Genomic DNA, 18,311 nt, shown 5'->3' on the forward strand with positions numbered 1-18,311 from the left:
GTCTCACCCCTTGCCAGGATGGAGGGTTCCGCAGTTCCCGCAGGTGCGGGCTTCCACACTCTCGTAGAACTGGGTGAACACCGGAGGCAGGTCGGCGACGATGTCGCGGACCTGGAGTTCGACCTCGTGGATCAGCGCGTCACAGTCGATGCAGTACCACTGGAACTTCTCGAGCGTGCCCTCCTCGCGCACGCGCTCGATGACCAGGCCGATCGAGCCCGCGGTCGGGCGCTGCGGCGAATGAGGCAGGTTGCCGGGCAGCAGCCAGGTCTCGCCCTCGCGAATGTGCACGGTCTCGGGGCCGTTCTCCGTCATGACATTGACGTGGATATCGCCCTTGAGCTGGTAGAACCACTCTTCGTACGGATCCAGGTGGTAATCCGTGCGCTGGTTCGGCCCACCGACCACCTGGACGATGAAGTCGCTGCCGAGGGCCATGGTCTGGTTGTTCACCGGGGGCTTGAGCAGATGCTCGTTGTCGGCGATCCACTTCTGGAAGTTGATGGTCGGCGGGACTCGGGTCATGACGTGGCCTCCGATGCGGCGGTTCGGTTCTGCGAGCGGGCGACGGGTCGGTACGCGACGCCCTGCATCTCGATCAACAGGTGGGGTGCGGGAGCTGGTGTACCGCGACGGTGGTGCGGGTGGGACCCGTCTCGTCGAACAATTCGGCGTACACCTCGTTGTAGCCGCCGAAGTCGTTCATCGACACCAGGTACGAGGTGACCTGGACGAGATCGGAGAGCTCGGCGCCGACCTCGGCGAGGATGGCGCGCATGTTCTCGATGACCGCGCGCGTCTGGGCGCGGATGTCGAGCGAGGTGGTGCCCATCTCGTCGACCGCGACGCCGACGAACGTGTTGTCCAGCCGTCGCGAACTGGTTCCCGAGACGTACACGAAATCCCCGGCGACCTTGGCGTGCGGGAACCGGCCCCGCGGCGTGGCCAGTCGGCCGATCACCTTGGCGCTGCTCATTTCACTCCCTTCACACTGACGCGGCCGAGGCCGGCGATGTGGCACTGCGCGACCTCGGCGGTCAACGTGACCGCCGCGGTGGCCGCACCTGCGAGGACCACCTGCCCCGCCCGCAGTGGGATCGCCCGACGACGCGCCATGTCCACCAGCGCGTGCAGCGCGCGCACCGGATTCCCCAGGATCGCCGAGGTGGATCCGACCGCTTGCTGGCTGCCCACCTCCAGCCGAACAGCCCGGTTGTCGACATCCTGCATCCGCTGCCATTGCCCGACCACATAGCCGGCTGCCGAGGTGTTGTCGGCCACCACGTCGGTGTACGTGAATCGGAAGTCCCGGTAGCGGGAGTCGATGATCTCCATGGCAGGCGCCACCGCGTCCACGCAGGAGACGATGTCCACGGCCGGATCGCCTGGGTCCACGTCGCGGGCGAGCCGGTACGCGATCTCCGGCTCGATCTTCGGGTGGATGAACCGGGCCAGGTCGACGTCGCCGCCGTCCTCGATCCGCATGGCGTCGGTGAGCTGCCCGACGATCACGTCGGACACACCCATCTGGGCCATCTTCGCCTTGCTCGTGAACCCGAGCTTCACTCCGACGACGGACTCCCCTCGGCCCATCCGGCGGCCGATCAGGGCGTTCTGGATCCGGTAGGCATCGTCGATGTCGACCTCATGGCTGTCTGCGAGGCTGGGCGTGTCGGAAACGGTCCGTTGGGCGAGGTCCAGGCGATCTACGAGCCCGTCGATGTCGATCATGTTGAGCTCCTTCACTTCTCACGTCCTACGAATGTCGACTCGATCACTGCGTCCACCTCGCCCAGCCCGTCGAGCCGAAGCCGGAAGGTGCCGGCCTCGGTGATCGGAACCATGGGACCCAGTGCACCGGACATGACGATGTCGCCTGCCCGCAACGGCTGCTCGCGTGTTACGAGCTCCCTGGCCAACCAGGCGACAGCCACGACCGGAGAGCCGAGGCAGGCGTGACCCGCGCCGAAGGACACCGGCTCGCCGTCCCGTTCCAGTGTCATCCCGACCCGGGACAGATCCAGTCCGGTCAGCGAGAACGGGGTGGTCCCCAGGACGACGGCTCCGCTCGACGCGTTGTCCGCGACCGTGTCGGTGATCGCCAGATCCCAGTCGGCGATCCGCGAGTCGACGATCTCGATGGCGGGCAGGACGAAGTCGGTCGCGCGCAGGACGTCGGCGACGCTCGCTCCCGGCCGGTCGATATCCCGTCCGAGCACGAACGCGATCTCACCCTCGGCCCGCGGCTGCAGGAACCGGGCGGCTGGCACGGGCTCGGAATGGCCGTACATCATGTCGTCGAGAAGCACGCCGAAGTCCGGGCGGAAGACACCGAACTGCTGCTGCACCACCGGCGCCGTGAGTCCGATCTTCGCGCCGACCACGCGCGCCCCGCGCGCCACCTCGGCGGCGATGACCCGACGCTGGACCTCGTAAGCGGCGTCGAGGTCGCTCTCCCCCAGGAACTCCCGCACCGGCGCGGCCGGCACCAGCGAGGCCCTGGCGGCGATGAGTCGGTCGGCAGCCGCATCGAGAGCCGTGGTCGATCCCGGTGTCACAGTCACAGTTGCACACACACATTCGTGGGTTCGGTGTAGAAGTGGAGTGATGATTCGCCGCCCTCGCGGCCGATCCCGGAGAGCCCCGCGCCACCGAACGGCGAGCGGAGCTCGCGCGTGAACCAGGTGTTCACCCAGGAGATTCCGACCCTCATCCGCTGCGCGACGCGGTGCCCGCGGCGCAGGTCGTTCGTCCAGACCGCCGCGGCGAGTCCGTACTCGGTGTCGTTGGCGAGCGAGATCGCCTCCTGCTCGGTGTCGAACGGGATCAGCGCCGCGACCGGGCCGAAGATCTCCTCTCGCACTGCACGATCGGCGTTCGTCAGGCCGGTCCAGAGGGTCGGCTCGATCCAGGAGCCGCCGGCGAGGTCGGCACCCAGGTCGGGGATCCCGCCGCCGGTGAGCACCTTGGCCCCGGCCTGTTCGGCGATCTCGAAGTAGCTTCGGACCTTCTCGCGGTGGGCCTGGGAGATCAGTGGCCCGGTGGTGGTCGTGGCGTCGGCGGGCGCGCCGAGCCGAAGTCCCTCGGCCCGTTCGACGAGCCCTGCCGCGATGTCGTCGAAGATGCTGCGCTGCACGTACACCCGTTCGGTGCACAGGCACACCTGCCCGGTGTTCGCAAAGACCGACCGGGTCAGCCCGGTGAGGGCCTCGTCGATGTCGACATCGTCGAACACCACCGCGGCGTTCTTGCCGCCGAGCTCGAAGGAGACGGGTCGGACTCGCGGCGCGACCGTCTTCATCACATGGGATCCAGTCGCCGAGGAGCCGGTGAAGGTGACCCCGTCGATGTCGGGGTGATCGGTGAGGAATTCCCCCGCGGAGTTCCCACCGAACCCGTGCACCACGTTGTACACGCCCGCAGGCAGTCCCACCTCCTCCAAGACCTCCGCGAGCAGCGTCGCGGTGGAGGGCGTTTCCTCGCTCGGCTTGACGACAACGGCGTTCCCGCAGGCCAGTGCGGGCGCCACCTTCCAGGTCAGCAGCAGCAGCGGCAGGTTCCACGGCACGATCACCGCTACCACCCCCAAGGGCTTGCGCACCGCGTAGTTCAACGCCTGCCGTCCGCCGCCGAGGTCGGTGAGGAACGACTCCTGCCCCGCCGCGGCGACCACGTCCGCAAAGGTGCGGAAGTTGGTCAACGCGCGGGCCACGTCGAGCTCGCGGGCCTGCGTGATCGGCTTTCCTGTATCGGCCATCTCCGCGACGACGAACTCCTCGAACCGCTCCTCGATCCGATCTGCCGCCCGCCGCAGCAGAGCCGCCCGCTCCCGCACGGGGGTATCGGCCCACCCGTTGTCGAGCGCGCGCCGCGCCGATCGCACGGCGCGGTCGACGAGAGCGATGTCCGCCTCGTGCACTCGGGCCACCAGCTGCCCGGTGGCGGGGTCGAGGTTCTCGAAGCTGCGCTCCGGGTCCGGGTCGACGAAGCCGCCGTCCACGTAGTTGCGAATCCAGGCTTCGCGGGGTGTGGTCATGCATTCATGATTGGCGGGGAATCCATGCCGAACAAATGCGAAATTCCTCGCAAGCTATGCACGAATGGACATAGCTTCACCTCCGCCGGCCGGCGACCGCCTCGCGAACCGCAGGGACCACCTCCACCGCCCACTTCTGGTGCTGGTGCGGGTCGTCACCCTCGGCGCCGAACACGAAGGTGTCCATGCCCGACTCGAGCACCAGCTCCGTCAGCTCGTCGACCCACTGCTCGACCGGCCCGTTGAGGAACCCGCTGCTCGGCCCGTCGGTGATGGCGCCGAACACGTTGTAGATCCGCTGGATCGCCGCGGGGTCGCGGCCGGCCGCCGTCGCGGACTCGTCGATGCGCGCGTGCATGCCGGGCAGCACCGGCGGCGGGAAGTAGCTGACCGACGGGACCCAGCCGTCTGCCTCGCGGCCGAGCACGCCGAGCATCCGCGGGCCCCCGACCCCCAGCCACAGCGCGATGTCGTGCGCGGGCCGCGGCCCCGGGTGTGCACCGGAGAGCCGGTAGTGCTCGCCCGCGTACCGCACCGATTTCTCGTCCGACCACATGAGCCGGATGACGTCGACGGCCTCGGACAACGCGCCTGCGGCCTCGCCGGGCGTGCGTTCCGGTCCGCCCATCCCCCCGATCGCCGGCCAGAACGCACCTGCCCCCAGCGCCAGCTCGAACCGCCCGCCCGAGATCACGTCCAGGCTCGCGGCCGCCTTCGCCATCACTGCGGGCGGTCGCAGCGGCAGGCAGGCCACGTCGGGGAAGACGCGGACCCGGGTGGTGCGCGCGAGCACTAAGGCCATCAGGGACCAGGTGTCCAGGAATCGCTTCTGGTACGGGTGGTCCTGGATGCCGACGAGATCGAGCCCCTCGTCATCCGCCATCGCGACGAGGTCGAGGATCTCGTCGACCCGGTCGGCATCCGGGGTGGGGAACATGCCGAACTGCAGTGGGCGTCCGTAGTCGGTCATCGCCGCGCTCCTCGGTCTCGACTGCGCCTGATGTCCACAGTCACCGACATGGCCCGAATGCGCAACGGTCAGCGGCGCAGGTACTCCAACTGCACCCGCACGGACTGCTCCGCGACCGGCCACAGGCTCTGGTCTACGTCGGAGTAGACGTGCTCGACCACCGCGCGGGGGCCTGCGTCGGCGCCGAGGACCTCGAGCGCCGCGCGCACCTGATCGAGTCGCTCCTCGCGATGGCTGAGGTACTGCTTCGCCACCGCCTGCAGGTCCGGCAGGTCGGGTCCGTGCCCGGGCAACACCGCGCGGCCCGTGCCCAGGTCGATGAGCGCGCGCAGCGAGGCCAGATAATCGCCGAGGTCGCCGTCGGAGGCGTCCAGGACGGTGGTACCCCGCCCCAGGATGGTGTCGCCGGTCAGCACCGACCCCTCCCCCTCGATCACGAACGAGGTCGAGTCCTTGGTGTGCCCGGGGGTGCGCAGCACCCGGATCGCGAGACCGACCTCTTCGATGAGCTCACCGTCCGGCAGGCCCGCGTCGGTGTGCGTGCGGAACCGCGGGTCAACGGACCGGACCGGGCTGCCGGTGAGCGCGGCGAACCGCTCGGCGCCCCCGGTGTGGTCCCCGTGCCGGTGCGTGATCAGGGTCAGTGCCACCGGGCCGACCGCCGCCACCCGCAGCAGGTGCTCCTCGTCGGCGTCACCCGGATCGATCACCACACATTCCTCGCGGCCGGGCGCGCGCAGGATCCAGGTGTTGGTGCCGTCGAGCGTCATCATGCCCGGGTTGTTCTCCAGCATCACCGCCGCGATCGGGGTGACCTGGCGCAGCTGGGCGTACGCGGGATGTGCCGTGGTCATGGGCTCACTGTACGACCCCGGCGGTGCCGCGGGCGTTGGGCCGCATGCGGATTGAAACCTCGAGTCGACGCCCGCGCGCGGGCCCACCGGTCGGAGGGCGATCGCGCGCGGGCGCGCCGCTGCTAGCGGACTTCCGCGATGACCTCGACCTCGACGGGGGCGTTCAGCGGCAGCTCGGACACGCCGACCGCGGACCGGGCGTGCACGCCCGCGTCGCCGAACACCTCGCCGAACAGCTCGGAGGCGCCGTTGATGACGCCTGGCTGCCCGGTGAATCCCTCCGCGGAGGCCACGAAGCCGACCACCTTGACGATGCGCACCACCGAGTCGAGTCCGACCAGCGCGTCGATCGCGGCCAGCGCGTTGAGCGCGCAGGTCCGGGCGGCGATCTTGGCGAAGTCCGCGCCGACCGCGCCGCCGACCTTGCCGGTCAGCTGCAGCTCACCGTCGATGAAGGGCAGCTGGCCGGACGTGTACACCAGGTTCCCGGTCCGCACGGCCGGAACGTAGGCCGCAACCGGCGCCGCCACCGCGGGCAGCTCGATCCGCAGGTCCGCGAGCCTGGCCTTCCAGTCGGTCATGGCCGATCAGCCCTTCGGACGCTTGAGGTAGGCCACGTGCTGCTCGCCGGTCGGGCCGGGCAGCACCGACACCAGTTCCCAGCCGTCGCCACCCCACTGATCGAGGATCTGCTTGGTCGCATGGGTCAACAGCGGAACGGTGGCATATTCCCAGGTAGTCAATTCGCTCATGCCGCTGAGCCTAGTCGGCCGACGCCGCGCTTCCGCGACTTATAGGCTCGGGGGTGGCAGCACCCGCGACAGCACCCGTATACGAGTGGCCCGCCAAGGCGGACAAGGCTCGCCTGCATTTCGTCTCAGGCAAGGGCGGCACCGGAAAGTCCACGGTCGCGGCCGCTTTGGCGCTCGCGCTGGCCGCGGGCGGGCGACGGGTCCTGCTCGTCGAGGTCGAGGGCAGGCAGTCCATCGCACAGCTCTTCGACGTGCCCCCGCTGCCGCCCGAGGAAACGAAGATCGCCACGGCCGACGACGGCGGCGAGGTCTACGCGCTCGCCCTCGACATCGAGCACGCGTTCCTCGAGTACCTGGACATGTTCTACAACCTCGGCTTCGCCGGTCGGGCCATGCGCAAGCTCGGCGCCATCGAGTTCGCCACCACCATCGCGCCCGGCCTGCGGGATGTGCTGGTCACAGGCAAGATCAAGGAGTGCGTGGTGCGCACGGACAAGTCAGGCGCCCGGATCTACGACGAGGTCGTCGTCGACTCCCCACCCACCGGCCGGATCGGCAGCTTCCTCGACGTGACGAAGGCGATGGCCGACCTCGCCAAGGGCGGACCGGTGCATTCGCAGTCCGAGGGGGTGGTCCGGCTGCTGCACTCCGACGAGACGATGGTGCACCTGGTGACCCTGCTCGAGGCGCTGCCCGTGCAGGAGACCACCGACGCGGTCGTGGAGCTGGAGGCGGCCGACCTTCGGCTGGGCACGGTGATCGTCAACCGCAGCGGCACCGCCTACCTGCCGACCAAGGCGATGGCGCAGGCCGCCGACGGCACCATCGACGCGGACGCGGTCCGGGCCGGGCTGGAGGCCGCCGGGATCTCACTGTCCGAGGCCGACTTCGCGGGCCTGCTCACCGAGACCATCGAGTACGCCTCGACGCTGCGCGCACAGGACGACAGCGCCGCCACCCTCGACGAGTTGGACGTCGCGCGCCTGCACCTGACGGCGCTGACCGACGGCATCGACCTCGGTGGCCTGTACGAGCTTGCCGAGCAGCTGGCCGAGCAGGGCGTCCGATGACCACGACTCTCGACATCGACGCGATCCTCACCGACCCCGCGTCACGGATCGTGGTGTGTTGCGGGGCGGGCGGGGTCGGCAAGACGACCACCGCCGCGTCGATGGCGCTGCGCGCGGCCGAGGAGGGGCGCCGGGTCGTGGTGCTCACCATCGATCCCGCCCGCAGGCTCGCCCAGGCGCTCGGGGTGCGCGAACTCGACAACTCCCCGCAGCCCGTGCAACTGGCCCCTGGCGCCACCGGTGAGCTGCACGCGATGATGCTGAACATGCGTCGCACGTTCGACGACATGGTGCTCGAGCACTCCGCCCCGGACACCGCGCAGCAGATCCTCGCCAACCCCTTCTATCAAACGGTGGCCACGTCCTTCTCCGGCACGCAGGAGTACATGGCCATGGAGAAGCTGGGTCAGCTCGCCGCCAGCGACGAGTGGGATCTGGTCGTCGTGGACACCCCGCCCTCGCGCAACGCGCTCGACTTCCTCGATGCCCCGCAACGCCTCGGCGCGTTCCTCGACGGCCGGATGATCCGGATGCTCTCCGCTCCGGGCCGCGGGATCGGGCGCCTGGTCACCGGCGCGATGGGCCTGGCGCTCAAGGCGGTGAACACCATCGTCGGCAGCCAGATGCTGTCCGACGCATCGGCGTTCGTGCAGTCATTCGAGTCGATGTTCGGCGGGTTCCGGGAGCGTGCCAACCACACCTATTCACTTCTCCGCGCGGAGGGCACCCATTTCCTGGTGATCGCGGCCGCCGAGCCGGACGCGCTCCGGGAGGCGTCGTTCTTCGTCGATCGGCTGTCCACCGAGGGGATGCCACTGGCGGGGCTGGTGCTCAACCGGACCCATCCGACCCTGAGCTCCCTGTCGGCGGATCGGGCGACGGCCGCGGCCGATCAGCTGAAGGAACGGGGCGAGCACCCGTTGGCGGCGGCGGTCCTGAAGATCCACGCCGAACGGGCCCGCACCGCTCAGCGAGAGCTGCGGCTGCTCGGCCGGTTCACGGGCGCGCATCCCCGGGTGCCCGTCGTCGGCGTGCCGTCGTTGCCGTTCGAGGTCTCCGACCTCGAGGCGCTGCGGGCGGTCGCCGATCAGCTGACCGGCCGGGGCTGACCGACCTCGTCGACGACCGCCGGCCGGGGTTGCCGCACCACGAGCGCGGCGGCGCCGGCGGCCACCAGGCAGGCGGCCGCGCCCATCGCGAGCGCGACCCGGCCGCCGAACTGCTCGGCGACCGCACCCGCGATCGGCCCGCCGATCGGCGTCGATCCGAGGAAGGCCACCGACCACAGGGCCATCACCCGGCCGCGCATGCCGGGTTCGGCCTCGAGCTGCAGGGTGCTGTTCCCGATGGAGAGGAATCCGACGCTCGCGGCGCCGACCAGCACCAGGATCACCAGCTCGAGCCAGAAGGTGGGAGCGACGGCGGCCGCGGCGATCAGCACCCCGAACGACGTCGCCGCCCGGACCAACGCGGGAATCCCGGTCTTGCCGCGGGCGGCGACGAACAGCCCGCCGACCACCGCACCGAATCCCATCGCGGCGGTCATGAATCCGTAGACGCTGGCGTCGCCCCCGAAGGTGTCGCGCGCGAGCACCGGCAGCACCACCTGGAACTCGTAGGCCAGGCAGCCGACCAGCGCCATCATCAGCAGCGGGACCAGCAGTGCCGGGGTGCGCCGCACGTACCGCAGGCCCTCCCGCAGCTGCCCCGGCCTGCGCAGCGCGGGCGGCGAGGGACGCAGGGCGCCGAGGTCGAGGGTGACCAGCGACACGACCACCGCGACGAAACTGACCGCATTCAGGAGGAAACAGAGTCCGAGCCCACCGGCCGCGATGATGATGCCTGCGATCGCGGGCCCGACCGCGCGGGCCACGTTGACCAGGACCGAGTTCAGGCTGACCGCGTTGCGAAGGTCCTCGGGGCCGACCATCTCCAGAACGAAAGCCTGTCGTGCGGGGTTCTCGAAGCTGTTGTTCACCCCGAGCAGGAACGCGAGCACGTACACCTGCCACAGCGTCACGGTGTGGGTCACCGTGAGAATTCCGAGCACCAGCGCGAGCACGCCCATCATCGACTGCAGCCCGATCATCAGCCTGCGCTTGTCCAGGCGGTCGGCGACGACGCCGCCGTACGGGCCGAACAGCAGCACCGGCAGGGTCTGCAGCGCGATCACCAGGCCGAGCGCGGTGCCCGACCCGGTCAGCTGCAGCACCAACCAGGCCTGCGCGACGGCCTGCATCCAGGTGCCGACCATCGACACCGCCTGCCCGCCGTAGTACCGGCGGAAGTTCGGGGTGGCGAGGGACGCGAAGGTCCGGTGCGCGGTCGCCGCGAGCGTGGTCACGGCCGGCCGCGCGCGGCGGTGCCCGAACCGGATCCGGCGGGCTGCGGCGCGATCTCCCTGGCCAGCGACTCGAGCGCGGGCAGGGCGGATCGAAGGGCCTGCTCCTGCTCCTCCGGCAGCCGGGAGAGCGCGTCGGTGAACAGTCGGGTCCGTTCGCCGCGCAGCCGGCGATGCATCCGCTCGCCTGCCTCGGTGACCTGCACCTGCGCGACCCGGCGGTCCCCCGGGTCGGTCGAACGCTCGAGCAGGCCGTCGGACTCGAGCTTGCCGACCACCCGCGAGAGCATGGTCGGGTTCAGTCCCTCTGTCTCGGCCAGCGCGCCCAACCGCAGCGGGCCCAGTCGCCCGACGGTGCCGAGCACGGAGAGCTGCGTGCGGGTCATGCCGTCGCCCGAGACCTGCCGGTCCACCAACCGAGCGATCCGGCCGAGGGCGATCTTGAGGCGGGTGACCTCGTCCTCCGAGTGCACCGTCGCCATCGCTACCCCTCCCATTTAGTTGCCTATCGGCAAGCATATAACTCAAGGGGAAACGTGTCGACCGCCTGACGGGGACGACGGGCGCTGCAATGATCGGTGCCATGACGGAACTGCCCGACTGGGCGCGCGAGCTGAACCTCGCGCCACACCCCGAGGGCGGCTGGTATCGGGAGACCTGGCGCAGTGGCATCACCGTCCCGGCGACCTCCCTGCCCGGCGACTACCCCGGAGCCAGGGCAGCCGGGACCGCCATCCTGTTCCTGCTGATGCCGGGCCAACAGTCCGCGTGGCACACCGTGCGCAGCGAGGAGATCTGGCTCCACCACCGCGGCGGCCCGCTCCGACTGGACCTCGGCGGGGACGGCGACCGGCCCGGCCGGGTCACCGAGCATCTCCTCGGCCCCGACATCCTCGCCGGCCAGGCTCCGCAGCTGGTGGTCCCGGCGCGGCACTGGCAGCGGGCCCGGCCTGCCGGCGACGAACCGACCCTGGTCAGCTGCGTGGTCGTACCGGGATTCGACTTCGCCGACTTCCGGCTGGTCGACGACTAGTACTCGGATGGATCATCCGACATAGGCCAGCGGCATCGCGTCGACCATCTTCGTATTGTTTAACGCAATTATATTCTGCCGCAATTGTTTTGAAGCGCCAATGGAGCCGCGCAGGCACGCCTATGCTCCCTGCGCACGGGGGCGGAGATCGTCCCATCGAGAACCTGGAGGTTGGGATGATTCGTTCGGTTGTGGGTCGGGTGGCCGCGGTCGCGGCTACGGCCCTCATGGTCGGCGGAGGTGCAGCGGTCGGATCCGGTGCCGCGTCGGCCAATATGGTCGACGTCATGGTGGTCAAGCACTTCGGGGCATTTCAGTCGCCAGGATCGCGGACCAAACCGGCCATGGGCCCGCGTACGTGCGGCCGGGCGAGACCATCACGATCACGAACGAGTTCCAGGTCAACGAGGGACCCGATCGACTGCTCACCCGCATCACCGATCACGGTCCGGACGGTCTCGAGTACGTCCCTGGCAGCGCGAAGGTGCGGATTCAGCACGGCTTCACGAATCCCGTGGAAGATGTGCCGGTCACACCCGAGCTCGGCCCCGGCACGGTCACAGTGTCGGCCGCCCCGGGGACGGGATGGACGATGCCGGCCGATGACACACGGGTTCTCTTCTCGGCCACCTATCGCGTCCCCGACCTCGCCCAGGACGGATCGAGGCCCGCCAGCGGCGTCACCTTCGACGTCGCGGGCAGGAGCAGAGCACGGAGTGGAACCCGAGCGGCCTGCCCATCGTGGTCGGAGAGCGACCCGACCCCTCCGCCGGGTCGGGCTCTGCGGACCGCATCAATTCCGGTTCCGCCGCGCCGATCGGGTGATGACGGGGTGACCTGACGCACGCTCAGGCCAGATCGTCCTCGTCACCGCGGGCTGCGATGCGCCGCAGCCCGCGGTAGGCCTCATCCGATGAACTCTCAGGCGTGTGTCACCGGCATCGTCTCGAGCATCTCGGCAGAGAGGTAGACCTGACCGCCGGCCGGCTTTCCCTCGCGGTCCGCCGTTTCGGTGCTGAGCAACGCCCCGGTCGCACTGTCGATCACCAGTCGGTCGATGTAGCCCTCTTCGAAGGTGAACTCGAGGACATCGCCTGGCCGTCCGGTCTGATCTGCGCCGACGCCCAGGTCACGTGCCCGGATCGCCTCGAGGTTCAGCCCGGCCAGTACCCGGTAGATCCCCGCCTTGATCTCGGGCGTGACGGCCGGGTCAGGAATGAGTTGGGTCGCCAACCGGTACAGCGCCCGATCGGGCGCCTCGTCGGGATACCCCAGCCCCAGCTCGCTGGACAGGCTCAACATTCGTGTCCGCAGCTGGTAGGGGTCGACGGGAAGGCCGGCCAACTGCGCGCTCGTCAGGTACCCGGAGGTTTCCTGGAGGTCGCCCCCGGCCTTGCCGACGAGGGCGGTTCCGTCCGGACGCACGTAGGTGTCGTATGTCGGCTGATCCACGTCGCTGAGATTGACGAACCGCAGGTGCCGGATCGGTCCGGTCCCGGCGAGATCTGTCTTCACCGCAACCAGGGTCGCCGCCTGCTCCAGCGCGTGCTGCGGCCCGGATGCGACGACCTGCGCCTGCTCGGGCCCGACCGGTCCGTCGTTCCCGACCAGGAAGATCGACGCGGCGACAGCAACGCACGCTGCTGCACCCACGCCCGCGACAACACGCCGTACCCACCGACGGCGCTCGTCGAGGCGAGCGACGCAGGCACCGGAATCAGTGGCCTCGACGGGTGGCTGCGTGGACTTTTCGTTCTCGATGGTGCGCATCAGGTTCTCTCTCGCTCGGAGGACGACCTCGTCGCGGGGAGGCTGCGGCTCGGGTCGCCGACCGCGGATCTCCGTGAAATCACGCATGTCCTTCTCCTTGCCTCGACTCGGTCTGTTGTCGTCCTGTTCTTGCGGGTTCGGCGGGTTCCGGTTCACGGAGCTTGCGGCGGAGTCGGTTCAATCGAGACCGCACGGTTCCGATCGGGATCTGTAGTGCCTCGGCGATCTCGGCATAGCTGAGGTCCTCCCATGCATGGAGAAGCAGCGTGTCGAGATCGGCCTGCGGCAATCGCCGGAGTCGGCGTTCGAGTGCCCGGAACTCACGCCGGGCATCGAGGGAGGTGTCGACCTGCTCCTCGAAGGCCACCGGGTCCTCGGGCCTCGCGTGACGGGCGAGCAGGGCGACCTCTTTTCTGAGGCGGCGACGGTTCTCGTGCAGGAGATTGCCTGCGATGCCGTACAGCCACGGGAGTGCCTGCTCGTACTCCAGGTCGAAACCGGCCCGTCGACCGAACGCGATCGTGAACACGTCCGAGGCGAGATCGTCGGCCGTGTCCGCCCCGGCCCGACGAGCGAGGTAGCGGTGAATCGTGCCGAAATGACGATCGAAGATGCCTGCGAAGGCGTCCGGATCCGTCAGCGACCGGGCGATCAGCTCATTGTCTCGCGGGGCTGGGACCTCGCGGAGTGCATCAGTGTCCACATGCCTACTTGTCACCGACGCCGCTCCCGGTTCACGGCCGGCTCAGTCCGAGGACGAGGCGGGACCCCCGTAGATAACAACACGGTCACGTGGCCATTCGGTCCACGGGGAAAACCGGCAGGAGTTTCTACGGGTGAAATGAATCGAGCGGGTTCTCACAGCCGATATCGCGGGGTGTCGTTACCTCCGCGGACCGGCCCGGCCGGGGCGTTTCGCCCCAGCCGGCGCGCCGGTGTCAGACGGCGTTGGACTGCGACCGCTGGGTGTCGAAGAAGTCGGCCCAGGACTCGACCTCGGGGTGCTGCTTGAGCAGGGCACGGCGCTGACGCTCGGTCATGCCTCCCCACACACCGAACTCGACCCTGTTGTCGAGGGCGTCGGCGCCGCACTGCATGAGAACAGGGCAATGCCGACAAATCGTGGCGGCCTTGCGCTGCGCGGCACCACGAACGAACAACTGGTCAGGATCAACTGCCCGGCATCTGGCCTGTGCGACCCAAGCGATACGGGCCTCGGCTTCCTCGACGTCCAACCGGTGGGCCGTGGTGATAACGGTCATTCTGGTGCCCCTCTGCAGTCCAAGCGTCGCCCTCGCAGACGCTCTGGAATTACGTATGACCCGCCGTATCACAGCGAGTCACACCACATTCCTCAACGAGTGTTATCTCTATCACACTCAGAAGACAACTTAGGCATTGAAGATCGCCTAGCGCAAGGTGCTGAGGCATTTTTTGGTACGGACGTCCATCAAGTGCTGCATGCGGCCCACATCTGCAGGTCGCGGACGCTCGTCCACGTAGGCTGTCCCCCGTGCCGATCGCAAAAACTGTCGCGAAGCTCGCCGGATGCTCCGCTCTTGCCGGGGCTCTGCTCGCGGGCGTCATGTTTCCCCTGGCCGGCGGGTTCGGAATCCTCTCGAACCGGGCCGCCGATACCGTCGACAACGTCTCGGCCGAGCTGGTGCAGGGCGATGCCCCCACCGTCTCGACGATGGTCGATGCCGCGGGCAACCCCATCGCCTGGCTCTATGAGCAGCGCCGATTCGAGGTGCCAAGCGACAAGATCTCCAACAACATGAAGCTGGCGATCGTCTCCGTCGAGGACAAGCGGTTCGCCGATCACCAGGGCGTGGACTGGCAGGGCACGCTGCGCGCCTTCCTGACGAACACCACAAGCGGTCAGGTCCAGCAGGGCGCCTCCACGATCGACCAGCAGTACGTGAAGAACTACCAGCTGCTGGTCGTCGCCAAGACCGACGCGGAGCGCCGGGCCGCAATCGAGACGACCCCGGCCCGCAAGGTGCGCGAGATCCGGATGGCGTTGACCCTGGACAAGAAGCTGACGAAGGACGAGATCCTCACCAGGTACCTGAACCTGGTTCCGTTCGGCAACGCCTCGTTCGGCATCCAGGACGCGGCCCGCACCTACTTCGGGATCGACGCGAAGGATCTCGGGCTCACCCAGTCCGCGATGCTCGCGGGCATGGTGCAGTCCAGCTCCGCGCTGAACCCGTACACCAACCCCGAGGGCGTGCTCGAGCGCCGAAACATCGTGCTCGACACCATGATCGCGAACATCCCCGACCGCGCCGCCGAGATCCGCGCGGCCAAGGAGGAGCCGCTCGGCGTCCTGCCCGAGCCGAACACCCTGCCCCGCGGCTGCATCGCCGCGGGCGACCGCGGCTTCTTCTGCGACTACGCGCTGCAGTACCTGGCCAACTCCGGGATCAGCCGCGAACAGGTCAACAAGGGCGGCTACCTGATCAAGACCACCCTCGACCCCGTCCTGCAGAACTCGGTGCACAGCGCCCTCACCACCACCGCCAACCCCACGGTCGACGGGGTCGCCGAGGTGATGAACGTCGTGCAGCCCGGCCAGGATCAGCACCGGGTGCTGGCGATGAGCAGCAGCAGGACCTATGGCCTCAACGGCGAGATCAACGAGACCGTGCAGCCGCAGCCGTACTCATTGGTCGGCAGCGGCGCGGGTTCGGTGTTCAAGCTCTTCACCACCGCCGCGGCGATGGAGAAGGGCCTCGGCACCAACGCGACCCTCCAGGTCCCCGGCCGCGCCGAGGTCAAGGGCATGGGCTTCGGCGGCGCAAAGGGCTGCCCGGCCAACATGTACTGCGTCGAGAATGCCGGTAAGTACCCCGCCTCGATGTCGGTCACCGACGCCCTCGCCCAGTCTCCGAACACCGCGTTCGTCAAGCTGATCGAGCAGGTGGGCGTCGCCCCGACCGTCGACATGGCGGTGCGCCTCGGCATGCGCTCCTACGCACAGCCGGGCACCTCCGGTCACGACAACCAGTCGATGGCGGACTTCCAGAAGGAGCAGAACCTCGGGTCGTTCACCCTCGGACCCACCTGGATCAACCCGCTCGAGCTCTCGAACGTCGCCGCGACCCTCGCCTCGCACGGAAAGTGGTGCCCGCCAACGCCGATCGACTCGATCTACGATCGCAACGGCAAGCCGGTGTCCATCACCCAGCAGGCCTGTGAGCAGGTCGTCGAGCCGGGCCTGGCCGATACCCTCGCCAACGCGATGAGCAAGGACGACAAGCCGGGTGGCACCTCGGCGGGCGCCGCCGGATCCGTCGGTTGGACGCTGCCGATGGCAGGCAAGACCGGTACCACCGAGTCGCACATGTCCTCGGCATTCGTCGGCTTCACGAACAACCTGGCGGCCAGCGTCTACGTGTACGCGGATTCGCCGACCCCCCGCGAGATCTGCACCTCGCCGCTGCGACAGTGCGGCGACGGCAACGTGTTCGGCGGTAACGAACCCGCCAGGGCTTGGTATCTCGCGATGAAGCCGGTGGTCGACAAGTACGGTCCGACCTCGCTGCCGCCGATCGACCCGAAGTACCAGAAGGGATCGAAGAACGGCCAGGTGCCGGAGGTCGCCGGGATGACCCAGTCGCAGGCAACCGGGGCACTGCAGGCGGCCGGGTTCACCGTCAACGCCGTCACCACGTCCGGACCGTCACCGCGCGGCAACGTGCTGAGCACCTCGCCCGCCGGCTCGGCGGTGCCGGGTTCGGCGATCACCCTCTACGTCAGCGACGGCTCGGCGAAGGCCGCCGCGCCGCCCGCACCGGCGCCAGGAGCCGCGGCGGCACCCCCGCCGCCGATCCAGATCCCCGGCCTGCCGCCGATCCAGCTCCCCCCGCTGCCACGCTGATGCGGCTGCGCCGCCCGTGAGTGCTTGTGGACCCCATAGGGGCCGAAAGCACTCACGGGCGCGCAGCGCCTACAACCGGTCCTTGACCGCCTTCGAGACTCGGGTGCCGTCGGCCTTGCCTGCCGCGAGCGCGGTGGCGGCCTTCATGACCTGACCCATCTGCCGCATCCCGGGCCGCTCACCGATCTCCTCCGCGACCTGCGCGATCGCGGTGTCCGCGACGTCGGCCAGCTCGGCGTCGGTCAGCGGGGTCGGGAGGTACTCGTCGATGATCTGCGCCTCGGCACGCTCGGTCGCGGCCAACTCTCCGCGCCCCGCCTCGGTGTAGATCTCCGCGGACTCGCCGCGCTTCTTGGACTCCTTCGCCAGGACCTTGAGGACCTCTTCGTCGGTGAGTTCGCGGGCCTCCTTGCCGGAGACCTCCTCGGTCTGCACAGCGGCGAGCAGCATCCGCAGGGTCTGCAGACGGAGGGCGTCCTTGGCCTTCATGGCGGCCGTCATGTCGGCCCGGAGCGTGGATTTGAGGGAGGAAGTCGAATCGGACATGGTGCCGAACGCTACGCGCTCCGTGCACTGACGCGCATGTCGATTGCGCGCGCTGCGTATCCTGAAATGGTGTTAGACGACTCACGCAACGTGCTCCGGGGAACAGCGGCCGGACTGGCGGGCGCCGCGGCGCTCGGAATCGGGTATGCCTCGCTGATCGAGCGGAACGCATTCACCCTGCGTGAGGTCACCATGCCGGTCCTCGAACCGGGGTCATCGTCGCTGCGGGTGCTGCACATCAGCGACCTCCACATGATGCCGAACCAGAAGCTCAAGCAGAACTGGCTGCGCGAGCTCGACCGGCTCGACCCCGACCTGGTGGTGAACACCGGCGACAACCTGTCGCACCAGCGTGCGGTGCCTGCGGTGGTGCAGTCGCTGAGCAACCTGCTCGGCCGCCCGGGGCTGTTCGTCTTCGGCAGCAACGACTACTTCGCCCCGAAGCCGAAGAACCCGTTCAAGTACTTCAAGAAGGAGCACAAGCGCACCCACGGCGAGCCGTTGCCGTGGCAGGACCTGCGCGCGGCCTTCACCGAGCGCGGCTGGCTGGACGTCACGCACACCCGGCGCGAGCTGGAGGTCGCCGGTATCCGGATCGCCACAGCGGGCGTCGACGATCCGCACCTCAAGCGCGATCGCTACGACACCATCGCCGGGCCGCCGAACCCGATGGCGAACCTCAAGCTCGGCATCACCCACTCGCCGGAGCCCCGCGTGCTGGATCGGTTCGCGGAGGACGGTTACGACCTGGTGCTCGCCGGGCACACCCACGGCGGCCAGTTGTGCCTGCCGTTCTACGGTGCGCTGGTCACCAACTGCCAGATCGACCGCTCGCGGGTCAAGGGCCCGTCGAAGTGGGGAGCCCACACCCAGCTGCATGTCTCCGCAGGCATCGGCACGTCCCCGTACGCGCCTGCGCGGTTCTGCTGCCGCCCGGAGGCGACGCTGCTGACCCTGGTCGCGGCGCCGAACAAGGGCCCCAGTAAGGGCGTGCGACCAGGCGTTTCGTCTTCCGCGGCAGTCGTGCGCTAGACTTTCGCTCGCTGCCCGATG

The 18,311-nt window shown here is 68.9% G+C and carries 20 protein-coding genes and 1 pseudogene; 6 read left to right on the plus strand and 15 right to left on the minus strand.

Translation table 11 applies throughout. From position 1 onward, the window contains the following. Window positions 1–3 precede the first annotated feature (3 nt). From BTZ20_RS23935 to BTZ20_RS26985, 9 genes and pseudogenes are all read right to left on the minus strand, one after another. Window positions 4–525, minus strand: coding sequence for a 3-hydroxyanthranilate 3,4-dioxygenase (locus tag BTZ20_RS23935; RefSeq protein ID WP_077043067.1), 522 nt, complete (start codon window positions 523–525; stop codon window positions 4–6). Beyond that, window positions 522–976, minus strand: a pseudogene (locus BTZ20_RS23940) (RidA family protein). Before BTZ20_RS23940 ends, BTZ20_RS23935 begins: the two are co-directional and overlap by 4 nt. Next, entirely contained in the window at window positions 973–1,731 is a 759-nt protein-coding gene (locus BTZ20_RS23945; RefSeq protein ID WP_077043947.1) for a 2-keto-4-pentenoate hydratase, read from the minus strand. Before BTZ20_RS23945 ends, BTZ20_RS23940 begins: the two are co-directional and overlap by 4 nt. Before the next feature lie 11 nt (window positions 1,732–1,742). Further along, window positions 1,743–2,564, minus strand: coding sequence for a 2-keto-4-pentenoate hydratase (locus BTZ20_RS23950; RefSeq protein ID WP_223263493.1), 822 nt, complete (start codon window positions 2,562–2,564; stop codon window positions 1,743–1,745). After that, window positions 2,561–4,036, minus strand: coding sequence for a 2-hydroxymuconic semialdehyde dehydrogenase (locus tag BTZ20_RS23955; RefSeq protein WP_077043069.1), 1,476 nt, complete (start codon window positions 4,034–4,036; stop codon window positions 2,561–2,563). The genes BTZ20_RS23950 and BTZ20_RS23955 overlap by 4 nt, the downstream gene beginning before the upstream one ends. A gap of 76 nt (window positions 4,037–4,112) precedes the next feature. After that, a complete protein-coding gene (locus BTZ20_RS23960; protein ID WP_077043070.1) occupies window positions 4,113–5,006 on the minus strand; it encodes an LLM class flavin-dependent oxidoreductase in 894 nt (297 codons plus the stop codon). Between the two features lie 68 nt (window positions 5,007–5,074). Continuing rightward, window positions 5,075–5,860, minus strand: a complete 786-nt coding sequence (locus tag BTZ20_RS23965) for an MBL fold metallo-hydrolase (RefSeq protein WP_077043071.1) — start codon at window positions 5,858–5,860, stop codon at window positions 5,075–5,077. Between the two features lie 122 nt (window positions 5,861–5,982). Continuing rightward, complete coding sequence (locus BTZ20_RS23970; RefSeq protein WP_077043072.1) at window positions 5,983–6,441, minus strand: RidA family protein; 459 nt, start codon at window positions 6,439–6,441, stop codon at window positions 5,983–5,985. Between the two features lie 6 nt (window positions 6,442–6,447). Next, the gene (locus BTZ20_RS26985; protein WP_072750449.1) at window positions 6,448–6,612 is read right to left on the minus strand and encodes a DUF4177 domain-containing protein; all 165 of its coding nucleotides are present in this window, start codon (window positions 6,610–6,612) and stop codon (window positions 6,448–6,450) included. Between the two features lie 53 nt (window positions 6,613–6,665). Between BTZ20_RS26985 and BTZ20_RS23980 the strand changes: the two genes are divergently transcribed. After that, complete coding sequence (locus BTZ20_RS23980) at window positions 6,666–7,682, plus strand: ArsA-related P-loop ATPase (RefSeq protein WP_077043073.1); 1,017 nt, start codon at window positions 6,666–6,668, stop codon at window positions 7,680–7,682. Continuing rightward, window positions 7,679–8,791, plus strand: coding sequence for an ArsA family ATPase (locus BTZ20_RS23985; protein WP_077043074.1), 1,113 nt, complete (start codon window positions 7,679–7,681; stop codon window positions 8,789–8,791). The genes BTZ20_RS23980 and BTZ20_RS23985 overlap by 4 nt, the downstream gene beginning before the upstream one ends. On the opposite strand, the gene BTZ20_RS23990 is transcribed toward BTZ20_RS23985, so the two are convergent. Continuing rightward, on the minus strand, window positions 8,770–10,026 hold the full coding sequence (locus tag BTZ20_RS23990) for an MFS transporter (RefSeq protein ID WP_077043075.1): 1,257 nt from the start codon (window positions 10,024–10,026) through the stop codon (window positions 8,770–8,772). The two genes, BTZ20_RS23985 and BTZ20_RS23990, sit on opposite strands and share 22 nt — an antisense overlap. Continuing rightward, window positions 10,023–10,505 (minus strand): MarR family winged helix-turn-helix transcriptional regulator, encoded by a 483-nt coding sequence (locus BTZ20_RS23995; RefSeq protein WP_179800621.1) that lies wholly within the window; start codon window positions 10,503–10,505, stop codon window positions 10,023–10,025. Before BTZ20_RS23995 ends, BTZ20_RS23990 begins: the two co-directional genes overlap by 4 nt. Window positions 10,506–10,606: 101 nt before the next feature. Between BTZ20_RS23995 and BTZ20_RS24000 the strand changes: the two genes are divergently transcribed. After that, entirely contained in the window at window positions 10,607–11,056 is a 450-nt protein-coding gene (locus BTZ20_RS24000; RefSeq protein WP_077043949.1) for a cupin domain-containing protein, read from the plus strand. Window positions 11,057–11,414: 358 nt separating this feature from the next. After that, entirely contained in the window at window positions 11,415–11,897 is a 483-nt protein-coding gene (locus BTZ20_RS24005) for a hypothetical protein (protein ID WP_077043076.1), read from the plus strand. Between the two features lie 80 nt (window positions 11,898–11,977). Here the strand turns inward: BTZ20_RS24005 and BTZ20_RS24010 are convergent, their stop codons facing one another. From BTZ20_RS24010 to BTZ20_RS24020, 3 genes are all read right to left on the minus strand, one after another. Beyond that, window positions 11,978–12,913 carry a hypothetical protein gene (locus tag BTZ20_RS24010; protein ID WP_077043077.1) on the minus strand — a complete coding sequence of 312 codons (936 nt, stop codon included), beginning with the start codon at window positions 12,911–12,913 and terminating at the stop codon, window positions 11,978–11,980. Then, on the minus strand, window positions 12,906–13,529 hold the full coding sequence (locus BTZ20_RS24015; RefSeq protein WP_077043078.1) for an RNA polymerase sigma factor: 624 nt from the start codon (window positions 13,527–13,529) through the stop codon (window positions 12,906–12,908). The genes BTZ20_RS24010 and BTZ20_RS24015 overlap by 8 nt, the downstream gene beginning before the upstream one ends. Before the next feature lie 235 nt (window positions 13,530–13,764). Further along, window positions 13,765–14,088: a WhiB family transcriptional regulator gene (locus BTZ20_RS24020; protein WP_077043079.1), complete on the minus strand. Its 324-nt coding sequence runs from the start codon at window positions 14,086–14,088 to the stop codon at window positions 13,765–13,767. A 251-nt stretch (window positions 14,089–14,339) separates the two neighbouring features. On the opposite strand from BTZ20_RS24020, the gene BTZ20_RS24025 reads away from it, so the two are divergent. Next, window positions 14,340–16,712, plus strand: a complete 2,373-nt coding sequence (locus tag BTZ20_RS24025; protein ID WP_317616059.1) for a penicillin-binding protein — start codon at window positions 14,340–14,342, stop codon at window positions 16,710–16,712. A 69-nt stretch (window positions 16,713–16,781) separates the two neighbouring features. Here the strand turns inward: BTZ20_RS24025 and BTZ20_RS24030 are convergent, their stop codons facing one another. Further along, complete coding sequence (locus BTZ20_RS24030; protein WP_077043081.1) at window positions 16,782–17,258, minus strand: GatB/YqeY domain-containing protein; 477 nt, start codon at window positions 17,256–17,258, stop codon at window positions 16,782–16,784. A gap of 69 nt (window positions 17,259–17,327) precedes the next feature. Here BTZ20_RS24030 and BTZ20_RS24035 point away from each other — a divergent pair, with 69 nt between their 5' ends. Then, window positions 17,328–18,290, plus strand: coding sequence for a metallophosphoesterase (locus tag BTZ20_RS24035; protein WP_354578616.1), 963 nt, complete (start codon window positions 17,328–17,330; stop codon window positions 18,288–18,290). The last annotated feature ends 21 nt before the right edge of the window (window positions 18,291–18,311 follow it).

Source organism: Rhodococcus sp. MTM3W5.2, assembly GCF_001984015.1.
GTDB classification, from domain to species: domain Bacteria; phylum Actinomycetota; class Actinomycetes; order Mycobacteriales; family Mycobacteriaceae; genus Rhodococcus_G; species Rhodococcus_G oryzae.